Source organism: Duncaniella sp. (genome assembly GCF_029054785.1).
In the GTDB taxonomy this organism is placed as follows: domain Bacteria; phylum Bacteroidota; class Bacteroidia; order Bacteroidales; family Muribaculaceae; genus Duncaniella.
This window is the reverse complement of record NZ_JAIDEN010000100.1, coordinates 20,493-30,574: the sequence shown is the minus strand read 5'-3', so window position 1 is coordinate 30,574 and position 10,082 is coordinate 20,493. Positions and strand designations below refer to the sequence as shown.

Genomic DNA, 10,082 nt, shown 5'->3' with positions numbered 1-10,082 from the left:
GTTAAAATCTGAGTGGTGTATCTTTTAGATAAATTGTTGTAAATGAGAAAGGAGCATAGCGAGCTATGCGACTGACGGATTTCAACAATTTAGCAAAAGAGACACCAAGGCTAAGGTAGCTTAAAAAATTCTCACACATGAAATTATCCAAAGCAGAAAATATAATACCGTCGCTCAGATTTTAACTATTGTTATGACACACCCTCTAAATCCACCCCAATCACCGGCCTCCGCCGCTGATCCCCGCCTGCCGTGAGTCGGTTGCATGATCCGGATAGTATCTTTGGTGCTCATGGTCAACGATTTTTGAGAATGGAGTGCTACAATGTCGATGCTAATCATTATCTTTGCATTAGAAGTAACACTTATAAAGAATTCTTATGAATTTGATTGAACTTAACTTGCATCGTATTTTTGATTTATGCAGACTGCATAAGGTCAAATCGCTCTCTGCTTTTGGTTCTGTTCTTACAGATAGATTCAATGATCAGAGCGATGTCGATCTGCTTGTTGATTTTGAACCTGTTGATCATGAGAAGTTTGACTATGTCAGCAATTATTTCGGTTTCCGTGACGCGCTTGAACGTTTGTTTGGCCGTAAGGTGGATCTGATTGAGGAGAAAGGACTGCGAAACCGATATTTCATTGCCAATGTAAACCGTACAAAACAAACGATCTATGGCTAAAGAAGAGGTCCTTGCCTATCTTCAGGATGTGTTGGATGCGATCAGCGACGTCGAAAGCTGTTTCGTAGATTTTCCGAATAGATATGATCTTTTTGAAAGGGATATGATGCGGAAATGTGTTGTGGAGCGAAAAGTCGAGATCATGGGGGAGGCCATAAACAGGATTAGGAAGTCTGATCCATTGGTGGTCATCCCAAATGCGAGAGCGATTATTGATACGCGCAACCGGATCATACATTCGTATGACAATGTGGTTCCGGAGTTTCTATGGAGTCTGCTTACACGGCATATTCCGGAATTAAAGAAAGACATTGAAAGGATCATTGTTGAGTATGAGGAAGAGTATAATCGAGAAAACAAAATATAAAAAGATATGAATCGGATGTTTTTCAGGACGGCTGCTTTGAGGCCGTTTTTGTTGCCTTTGATGGCGGTTTTGATGCTTGGGGCTGTGATGGCTTCGTGTTCGAAGGATGAGGCTCTGCTTGATGCGTTTCCCGCTGAGGTGGACAATGTCGGGATGGTGCGTTTGAAAGGCGTACTGACCCAGGCCGGCTTTGAGTTCGGCGCCGACGGTGTCAAGGGTGTCACGGTCCACGGCCGTTTCGCCGATCTGATCGCTCTGACCGGGGCCATAGACCGCTCCGGGACCTGCGATCTCGACCGCATGGCATGGGCCAGGGATCTTGACGGGACTGTCTATGTGACCGCTCTTGTCAGCGACGAAGCCAAGTTTACGGAAGCCACTGCCGATGAAATCGAATGGGCGGAGGCCAAGGGTGGTTTCAAGCAGGGGCAGTGGAACGGTTTTACAGCTTTGGCAGGCAATGGCCGCTTCTGGATGGTAGATGCCAAGGATGCTGTCAAGTCTGTCGGTGAGCTTCAGAAGAAGGCCGCCAAGTCGCCGCTGACTGCCCTTGAGGGTGTCTGCGGGGTGCTTGAAGGGGATGGCCTTCTCAATATGGCCATGCGTCGCGGCGCTTCGTCAAAAGGCGCTAAGGCTGACGGGGGCGAGAAGGAAAGTCTGTGGGCCACTCTGTGCTGCAATGTCAAGGATAACCGGCTGACGGCGTCGAGCGTGGTCATGCAGGGCGACGGCACAACGGTGTCTGCCGACGGTCTGCAAGCGATCAATCCCGCGGTGCTGTCCTATATCCCGGATTCGTTCAATTTCGCTTTTGCCATCGGTCTGACTCCTGATTTCGACTGGAGCACACTGACCCAGGCGGTCGGCACCTTCGGCGGCTTCCAGGCCCGCGGAATGATGGCCGTGGCCACTCCATATCTCCAGTCGGTCAACGGCACGGTGATGCTTGCCGCCGGTCCGGCCAACGATCAGGCTTACAGTGACGTGGATCCGGGCAACTGGCATTTTGTCCTGATGGCTCATCTTCCGCAGCAGAAGATCAGCGAGATCATGAACATGGTGCGCTCGTCGATGTTCATGGCCGGAATCAGCCCGCGGATGATCGATGATGGGCTGATGGTGGTGCCGCAATACGGTATGAACCTCTATATAGGCAATGTCGACGGATATTTTGCCGTCAGCAATATGCCTTTCGACTCATCGCGTCAGAATTCCCTCGCCCCGCTCTTCACGGGTAAGGACGGCGCACTGTCGCTCGAACTGCCCTCGCTCAGGAGTCTCAATCCGTCGGCTCCGGCTTTCGGCCTGAAGCTGACGGGGCAGACCGGCGAAGGGACGACTACTGCCGAACTGGCCCTCACGGGAACCAGCCAACCGATTCTTCAGGCCATTCTCTCAGTGTTGCTGTGATGATAGAGCAGATTGAACTGAGAAAGGTGTTGCCGCGGGTGTTCCGTGGCAGCGAGAAGGAGTCTCCGGTCAGGGATTCGGAGCTTTGGCTGAGAGAGCAGGTGGTCTTCCGCCGCGGGCGCAGCTACATCATAGAGGCCGAGAGCGGAACGGGCAAATCGTCGCTCTGCGCGTTTGTCTACGGCAGCCGGCGTGACTATGACGGTCAGATCCTTTTCGACGGTCAGGATGCGGCGGAGCTGAGCATAGAGCGCTGGTGTGAGCTGCGCCGCCGCTCGCTTGCCTATCTTCCGCAGGAGATGCGCCTCTTTCCCGAACTGACCGTGATGGAAAATGTGATGATCAAAAACCGTCTGACAGATTTCCGCAGCGAGGCGGAGATCCGCACTCTTCTGGAGCGTCTGGAAGTCGGGGGTAAGATCGGCGAACCGGCGGGGCGGCTGTCGGTCGGGCAGCAGCAGAGAGTGGCCATCGTCCGTGCGCTCTGCCAGCCGTTTGATTTCCTTCTGATCGACGAGCCTGTGAGCCATCTCGACGTCCGCAACAACGCCGCCGTGGCCTCGCTGATAACCGAGGTGGCCGGAGGTCAGGGCGCGGCAGTCATAGCCACGTCGGTCGGCAACAAGATCCGCCTTGAGCAATTCGAGCTGATGAGGCTCTGATGATGCGAAACAGCCCTCTTAGTCCGATTGGGCCAATTGGAATCCTAATCAACATAAAAAAATGTCAAAGAACACAGTCTGGCGCCTTTTGCGCCACAATATAAGTGCCGGGCAGATCGCAGGATATGCCGTGGCCAATCTTGTCGGTCTGGCAATCGTGCTGACGGCCTTGCAGTTTTACCGCGATGTCAGCTCGGTCTGGAACGACGACGATTCATTCATCTCGAAAGACTATCTTGTCCTGTCGAAACGCGTCGAGGGTGTCAGCGGCCTTTTCGGAGGTCAGTCAGCCTCAGGCAACGCCACTGCATTCAGCGAGGCGGAGATTGCCGACATAGCCTCGTGTCCTTGGGCGCGCAAAGTGGGGCGCTTCAGCTCGGCGGCTTTCAACGTCTATGCCAAAGTCGAGCTTGGAGGCAGTTCGATGGGGTCGGCGCTCTTCTTAGAGTCGATCCCCGATGAGTTTTTCGACGTCACCCCGAAGGACTGGTCGTATAAGCCCGGACGCTCGTCATACGTGCCGGTAATCCTGTCGAAAGACTATCTGTCGCTCTACAATTTCGGATTCGCGACCTCACGCGGCATGCCCCAGATCTCCGAAGAGGTCATAGGGATGGTGCCGCTGAAACTGTCGCTCAGCGGCAATGGCCGTCAGGAGTGGGTCGACGCCCGCATTGTCGGTTTTTCCTCACGGCTCAACACGATCGCAGTCCCCGAAGAGTTCATGCAGTGGGCCAACGGTGAATTTTCCGAGACACCCGCCGAAGCACCGTCGCGCCTGATCGTGATGCTCGACAAACCCGGCGATCCGCAGGTCGAAAGCTATCTCGAAGAACACGGCTATGAGACTGCCGGTGACCGCGCCGACAACGGAAAAGCGGCCTTTTTTCTCTCTGTCGTGACCACGGTGGTGATCGGCGTGGGACTGATCATCAGCATTCTTGCCTTCTTCATACTGATGCTCAGCATCTATCTGCTCTTGCAGAAAAACCGCGTGAAGATCCACGACCTCATGCAATTGGGCTACTCCCCCGCGCAGGTGTCGCGTCACTACCATCTGATTGTCATCGGAGTCAACGCCGCAGTCCTGATAGCGGCCCTGGCGGTGATGTTTGCAGCCTCGGCCTGGTGGCGAGGCCCCTTGCGCTCACTGGGAAGCGAGCCGGGATCGGCATGGCTGACAGCAGGAGTAGGCGTAGGGCTGGTGCTGCTCATAACCCTCGGCAACCTTGCCGCCATCACCCGCACGATCCGCCGCTGTTTCTACGCCTGAGCCGTCAGGAGTCCCTCAACCCCCTCCGTCTCCTGCCCGATCCGGCAGTCTGATATGTGTCTGGAGATATAATCCGTGAATCAAACCTGACAATAAATTTTAAACCGCCCCGAAAAATGGCAATAGATAAGAATTTAATACAGCGTCTTCTTGACGATATTGAAAGTGACCGCTCTGAAAGAACACGGTCTGTAAACAATACAGATAAGTTCGGTCAGGCGATATGCGCATTTGCCAATGACCTTCCCAATCATGGGGAACCAGGCTATCTGATAATCGGGGCAGACGATAAAACCGGTCGGGTGGTCGGTATCAGCATTACTGATGAGTTGCTTAAAAATCTTTCAGGCATCCGCACTGACGGCAATATACAGCCGCAGCCGTCAATGGTTGTTGAGAAAGTCGAACTTGATGACGGCCCTGTTGCGGTTGTGGAAGTTCAACCTGCGCTTTTTCCTCCAATTCGATATAAAGGTCAGATATGGGTTAGGGTAGGTCCTCGCAAAGGAGTTGCCAATGAACATGATGAAAAGATTCTGATAGAAAAGCGAAACAGTCAGGCGTTGACCTTTGATGCGATGCCATGTTTGCGTGCTACAATCAATGATATTGATACGCAGCTTTTCTTGTCATCCTATCTGCCCAAAGCGATTCCATCGGAGATACTTGTCAATGACAGGCGGGATATTCGCCAGCAGATGCAGGCGCTTGGTTTTTATGATCTGAGATACGACTGTCCGACAAATGCGGGAATCGTTATGTTCGGTCACAATGTGGAGCGCTTTCTGCCTGGCGCATATATCCAGTATGTCAAGTTTAAGGGAAAGGGGCGTGGCGGAGATGTCGAAAGAGAATATAAGTTCTCCGGCAATCTCATGAAAATGTTATATCAGCTTGACACATTTGTTGATACCACAATCACTAACCGACGTCCGTTACCGGTGTCGGTGCTCAGGGAGGAAACGGTTGTAGACTATCCTCATTGGGCTACAAGGGAGTTGTTAATGAATGCGATTTGTCATCGGACATATGATTCCAACGGTCCGATTCAATTCTATCAGTATGATGACAGGATTGAGATACAGAATCATGGCGGTTTGTATGGCAAAGCAAATCCTGAAAATTTCCCGAATGTAAATGACTATCGTAATGCGGTTATAGCTGAAGCTCTTCGTGTACTTGGGTTTGTCAACCGATTCAGCCGTGGTGTCCGGCGTGTCGAAGATGATCTGATTGCAAACGGCAATGGACGACCGGAATTTGATCTGACCCTTGGCACGGCATTCAGGGTTGTTGAGCGAAAGTCTCATGAGGTTGAGACTATAAATGAGACTATAAATGAGACTATAAAATCAGATTGCTCGGATAGTCATTTGTCTGTTAGTCAGCGAAAGGCGCTTCATCTGATTTCAATGAATCCTAAAGTGCAGTATGTGGAATTGCAGGAGCGATTGAAACTTTCACGCCCGCAGATAGCCCGTATCGTTCAGTATTTGAAAAGTAAAGGGTATATCGAAAGGGCCGGAAGCCGAAAAACCGGATCGTGGCAGATCACAAAGCCTTTGGAAGATTGACCGACACTGCAAAGATAACACCGTCCTGTCCTGTATTTAGTGCGATAATGCGGGGCGGGCGATGTTTTTTCGGTGGGTGATTGCGTTTGTTGCGGGATTTTTTGACGGTCGGTTTTGAAAAGTGGAAAAGTTTGCATAACTTTGCAAATTAAGAGAACGCAGCGGGCAATTGCCCAATCCCTTTATACTACCCTCGAATCTAATGAAAGTCAAGATCCACAGCGAAGGAATCAATATACTTATCGTGGTCATGCTGATAATGATTGTGATCAATCTGTCGGCATGGATGTTCATTCGCCCTGCTGCGATCCCGACGACTTTCACGGTGATTTCCGCGATCCTCTATCTGCTGATCGTCAACTTTTTCCGTTCGCCCAAGCGCGCTTTCCACGGCGACCGCCACAATGTGGTTGTCAGCTCGGTCGACGGTACTGTGGTCGCTCTGGAGGAGGTTTTCGAGCCGGAGGTGCTGCGTCGCCGTGTCAGGATGCTTTCAGTGTTCATGTCGGTGTTCAACGTCCATGCCAACTGGTTTCCGGTTGACGGCGAGGTGCTGATGGTCCGTCACCACAACGGCCGTTTTCTGAGCGCCTATCTGCCGAAAGCGAGCATCGAGAACGAGCGTTCGACGGTGTTGCTTCGCGCGACCAACGGGCAGGAAGTGCTTATGCGTCAGATTGCCGGCGCCGTGGCCCGTCGCATCGTGACTTATGCCGAGCCTGGCGACATCGCTGACATCAAGGACCACATGGGCTTCATCAAGTTCGGCTCGCGAGTCGACATCTATCTCCCGCTCGATGCCGAGGTCTGTGTCAAGATCGGCGACAAGACAACGGGCGGAGTGTCGGTGGTGGCGCGTCTGCGCGAGCATCCTGATGACGAATAAGGTTATCATACAAAACACAGTATCATCAATTGAAATCAATCCGCACTTATATTCCGAACACAATCACCTGCCTCAACCTCCTCTCAGGATGTGCGGCGGTGTTTTTAGCATTTAACCTTGACATGCCGACGCCGTGGCTGAGTGCCATACAGTGGGCTTTTGTCTGCATCGGTGCGGCAGCCGCCTTTGATTTCTGGGATGGCATGTCGGCGCGTCTGCTCCATGCTTATTCGCCTATCGGCAAGGAGCTGGATTCGCTGAGCGACCTTGTCAGCTTCGGCCTGGCCCCGGCATTTCTGGTGATGAACACGATGCTGCGCGCCGGAAGCCCGATGTGGGTCAGCGCACTGGCCCTGCTGATCGCCGTGATGGGCGCTCTGCGTCTGGCAAAGTTCAATGTTGACACCCGTCAGACCACCTCGTTTATCGGTCTGCCGATTCCTGCCAATGCGATTTTCTGGGTGGGGACTCTGGCCTGGATCATGGTCCACGGTTATCCGGGCGATGTGGTGATGGTGGCGCTTATCGTCGCGATCTCACTGCTGATGGTGAGCGAACTTAAGATGTTTTCGCTCAAATTCGCCAACCTTTCGCTGCGCGAGAATGTTAGACGTTATGTGATTATGGCCGCCACGGCCCTTTTCGTGATCACTGACGGCGTTTCGGGCTTTGCCTGGACAATCGTGCTCTACATTCTGATCTCGCTGCTGGGAAAGCGCACGGATCCGGATGCGGATGCGGCTGAGAAGTGAGCCGGGCGGCATTACACTATTAAAAACACTCTTTTAGAGATTATTTTCCGACAATGTTAGAATTTTTTGGAACAATACTGATCCTGTATCTGGTGTGGCTTCTTGTGAAGCCGCTTCTGCTGAGTTATGCCCGGCGGAAATATACCGAGAAGGTCAACGACATGTTCAATCAGGCCTTCGGAGGACAGGCGGGTTTCCGCCAGGGTGCCTCTCCGTTCGGGCAGCAGACTTCGCAGCGGCGTCAGCAGCCGAAAAAGAAGATTTTCAGCCGCGAGGACGGCGAGTATGTGGAGTTTGAAGAAGTTGATGTGAAGACTGATTTCAAGGCTTCTGAGAAGGCTGAAAACAGCGACCGCTCCTACACTCCCCGCGAACCTCAGGTCAGCGATGCCGACTGGGAGGAGATCCGCTGATAGCGGCGTTTCCGGAGAAGAGAGCAGACAGATATAAAACAGATATAAATAAGATAAAGCAGAATATCCGGATGTGGCTTGGCGCCGCGTCCGGATATTCTGCTTTTGTAACTTCTTTATTTTATCAGACTGCTGTTTTGCTTTCGGGGAGGGATAGCAGAGGGGGCGGTTTACATCCTCCTATTTCTGCGGGAGGATGTATTGCAGGTGGACTTTCACACAGCGGTTCATCTTGGCTTCGAGACCGCGGGTCGAGGGATCGTCTACGCGACCGATGCCGCGGACGGCGTTCTTGAAGGAGTTGACGCGATAGGTCTTGGAGTCCACATTGTTGAATTTGCCTGATTCGCGCAGCCAGTTGAGCACGGTTGTGGCGCGGTTGTCAGAGAGGGTCGTGTTACGGTCAAGACCGACCTGCTTGGCATCGGGTCCGGTGAAGTTGTCCTGGCTTGTTGCGAGGCCTTCGACGAGGATGGCGGTGATGACGCCGTTTTCGATGATGTTGCGGATGTCATCGACGGTCTCCGAATCGGTGTGCTGCGCGATGTGGCCGGTGTTGGAGTTGACGGCTGCATAGATGTCGGCGAGGCTGACGAGATATTCGCCGCGGTCGATGTCGAAGTATTCACGGATGGTTTCAAGACCGTTGTGGGCGTTGAGGCCGAAGGTCTGAGTCTCGTAGTAGTTGTCCTCGCTCAGGAGTTTCTGGGAGCGTGTGGCATCGTCGATACGGTAGTGCCAGAGGTGCTGGTCGCCGTAGATCGGGGCGTAGTAGTAGCCGGCGCTCTGACGGAACTGTGACATGTCGGCGGGTGCGAGGCTGAGTGAGATGGGGCCTTCGCCCATTTCATAGCCGCGGGGCACCGAGGTGATGGCGAAGTCGCGGTCGGCGGGTTCGGTCGGGAGGTCTTCGGTCGGGAGTCCCTTGAGGGGGTGTCCGGCAACGAGACGCGAGGCAACGTCGCCGTTGTCAGCGAAGCGGCGCTGGGTGTAGATACCGCCGGTCAGGTAGTCGATGGCGTTGACCGAGCTGGATGCGATTGTCGGGGCATCGTTGCGGCCTGAGTAGTTGTTGGGATAGAAGACATAGAAGGTGATCTCGGTGAACTTGGCGGGATCTCCCTCCTTGACGCGGACTTCGCGGATCTGGCGTTCGCGATAGTCGCGTGTGTAGGTGTGGGTGGCACCCATGCGCCAGTTGCGGGCGCGCTTGGAGCCGAGATAGAAGGTGAAGCCAAGGTCGGCGCCGAGGTTGGAGTCCCATTTGTTGGCGGCGTGGTTGGCCTGACCGTATTCGAGATCGAAGTTGGTCTGATAGAGGAGGGCGCGGAGTTTGAAGTCGAGCGAGAAGCGCTTCGAGCGGGTGAAGAAGCGGCTGTACTGGAGTTCTACGTGTGTGCTGAGTTCGTTGTCAGAGCCGTGGGAGTGGCCGTAGCCCATGTGGTGGACTCCGCCGATACCGGCGTTGAGCATGAACTGGTTCATGAGTTTTGGGCTGTCGGCGCCTTCATAGCCGAGGATGAGGCGCGAGAGGTTGAAGATGACGCTTGCGCCGATGTCCCACCAGCGGGTTCTCATCTTGCGGTAGGGAGTTCCGTCGGAGGTAAAGAGGATCTTGCCGTAGCCGTAGTGGCCGGTCATATATTCGGTGTAGCCCTCGGAATCGGAACGGATGAATTCAAGTTTGACACCGATACCGGGGGTGAACCATTTGCCGACACCGATTCCGAAGTCAGGCGAGATGGTGCCTCCGAATTTGCCGAGGCCCGAATAGTCGCCGCGGAAGGAGTGGGCGCCGGCTGTGGCGAACACAAACCAGTTTTTGCCGAATTTGTTGGTGACAACGCCGAAAGGCTGGTTGGTTTCCTTGACAACTTCGGTGCGGGTGGGCAGATTTGTTTCGGTTGTGTCTGAGAAGACTGTGCGGTAGTCTTTGTACTGGCGGTCAAAGTCCTCATAGGAGGATGGCGTCTGGGCTACGGCTGAGGAGGCCATGCCGAGCGCCGCCAGTGATAAGGCAGGTAGGAACAAACGTTTCAAAGTCTTGAGAAGGTACATA

General features: G+C 53.6%; 10 protein-coding genes. 9 read left to right on the top strand and 1 reads right to left on the bottom strand.

Annotation, left to right across the window (positions count from 1 at the left end):
- Window positions 1–380 precede the first annotated feature (380 nt).
- From K2H17_RS06770 to K2H17_RS06730, 9 genes are all read left to right on the top strand, one after another.
- Complete coding sequence (locus K2H17_RS06770) at window positions 381–686, top strand: nucleotidyltransferase domain-containing protein (RefSeq protein ID WP_300132938.1); 306 nt, start codon at window positions 381–383, stop codon at window positions 684–686.
- Entirely contained in the window at window positions 679–1,053 is a 375-nt protein-coding gene (locus K2H17_RS06765; protein ID WP_300132936.1) for a HepT-like ribonuclease domain-containing protein, read from the top strand. Before K2H17_RS06770 ends, K2H17_RS06765 begins: the two co-directional genes overlap by 8 nt.
- Before the next feature lie 6 nt (window positions 1,054–1,059).
- A complete protein-coding gene (locus tag K2H17_RS06760; RefSeq protein WP_300132933.1) occupies window positions 1,060–2,463 on the top strand; it encodes a hypothetical protein in 1,404 nt (467 codons plus the stop codon).
- Complete coding sequence (locus tag K2H17_RS06755) at window positions 2,463–3,125, top strand: ATP-binding cassette domain-containing protein (protein WP_363319930.1); 663 nt, start codon at window positions 2,463–2,465, stop codon at window positions 3,123–3,125. Before K2H17_RS06760 ends, K2H17_RS06755 begins: the two co-directional genes overlap by 1 nt.
- 61 nt (window positions 3,126–3,186) lie before the next feature.
- Window positions 3,187–4,398, top strand: a complete 1,212-nt coding sequence (locus K2H17_RS06750; protein WP_300132932.1) for an ABC transporter permease — start codon at window positions 3,187–3,189, stop codon at window positions 4,396–4,398.
- Between the two features lie 116 nt (window positions 4,399–4,514).
- A complete protein-coding gene (locus tag K2H17_RS06745; protein WP_300132931.1) occupies window positions 4,515–5,972 on the top strand; it encodes an RNA-binding domain-containing protein in 1,458 nt (485 codons plus the stop codon).
- Window positions 5,973–6,174: 202 nt separating this feature from the next.
- Complete coding sequence (locus tag K2H17_RS06740; RefSeq protein WP_300132929.1) at window positions 6,175–6,858, top strand: phosphatidylserine decarboxylase family protein; 684 nt, start codon at window positions 6,175–6,177, stop codon at window positions 6,856–6,858.
- 29 nt (window positions 6,859–6,887) lie between these two features.
- Window positions 6,888–7,610, top strand: a complete 723-nt coding sequence (gene pssA, locus K2H17_RS06735; protein ID WP_300132927.1) for a CDP-diacylglycerol--serine O-phosphatidyltransferase — start codon at window positions 6,888–6,890, stop codon at window positions 7,608–7,610.
- Window positions 7,611–7,663: 53 nt separating this feature from the next.
- On the top strand, window positions 7,664–8,023 hold the full coding sequence (locus K2H17_RS06730; protein WP_300132924.1) for a DUF4834 family protein: 360 nt from the start codon (window positions 7,664–7,666) through the stop codon (window positions 8,021–8,023).
- Window positions 8,024–8,203: 180 nt separating this feature from the next.
- Here K2H17_RS06730 and K2H17_RS06725 read toward each other — a convergent pair whose 3' ends face one another.
- Window positions 8,204–10,081 carry a hypothetical protein gene (locus tag K2H17_RS06725; protein ID WP_300132921.1) on the bottom strand — a complete coding sequence of 626 codons (1,878 nt, stop codon included), beginning with the start codon at window positions 10,079–10,081 and terminating at the stop codon, window positions 8,204–8,206.
- Window position 10,082: the final 1 nt, after the last annotated feature.

What these genes read in the sequence shown, in the direction of transcription:
- K2H17_RS06770 (WP_300132938.1), top strand. Translation starts at nt 381, where the DNA reads ATGAATTTGATTGAACTTAACTTGCATCGTATTTTTGATTTATGCAGA.
- K2H17_RS06765 (WP_300132936.1), top strand. Translation starts at nt 679, where the DNA reads ATGGCTAAAGAAGAGGTCCTTGCCTATCTTCAGGATGTGTTGGATGCG.
- K2H17_RS06760 (WP_300132933.1), top strand. Translation starts at nt 1,060, where the DNA reads ATGAATCGGATGTTTTTCAGGACGGCTGCTTTGAGGCCGTTTTTGTTG.
- K2H17_RS06755 (WP_363319930.1), top strand. Translation starts at nt 2,463, where the DNA reads ATGATAGAGCAGATTGAACTGAGAAAGGTGTTGCCGCGGGTGTTCCGT.
- K2H17_RS06750 (WP_300132932.1), top strand. Translation starts at nt 3,187, where the DNA reads ATGTCAAAGAACACAGTCTGGCGCCTTTTGCGCCACAATATAAGTGCC.
- K2H17_RS06745 (WP_300132931.1), top strand. Translation starts at nt 4,515, where the DNA reads ATGGCAATAGATAAGAATTTAATACAGCGTCTTCTTGACGATATTGAA.
- K2H17_RS06740 (WP_300132929.1), top strand. Translation starts at nt 6,175, where the DNA reads ATGAAAGTCAAGATCCACAGCGAAGGAATCAATATACTTATCGTGGTC.
- K2H17_RS06730 (WP_300132924.1), top strand. Translation starts at nt 7,664, where the DNA reads ATGTTAGAATTTTTTGGAACAATACTGATCCTGTATCTGGTGTGGCTT.
- K2H17_RS06725 (WP_300132921.1), bottom strand. Translation starts at nt 10,081, where the DNA reads ATGTACCTTCTCAAGACTTTGAAACGTTTGTTCCTACCTGCCTTATCA.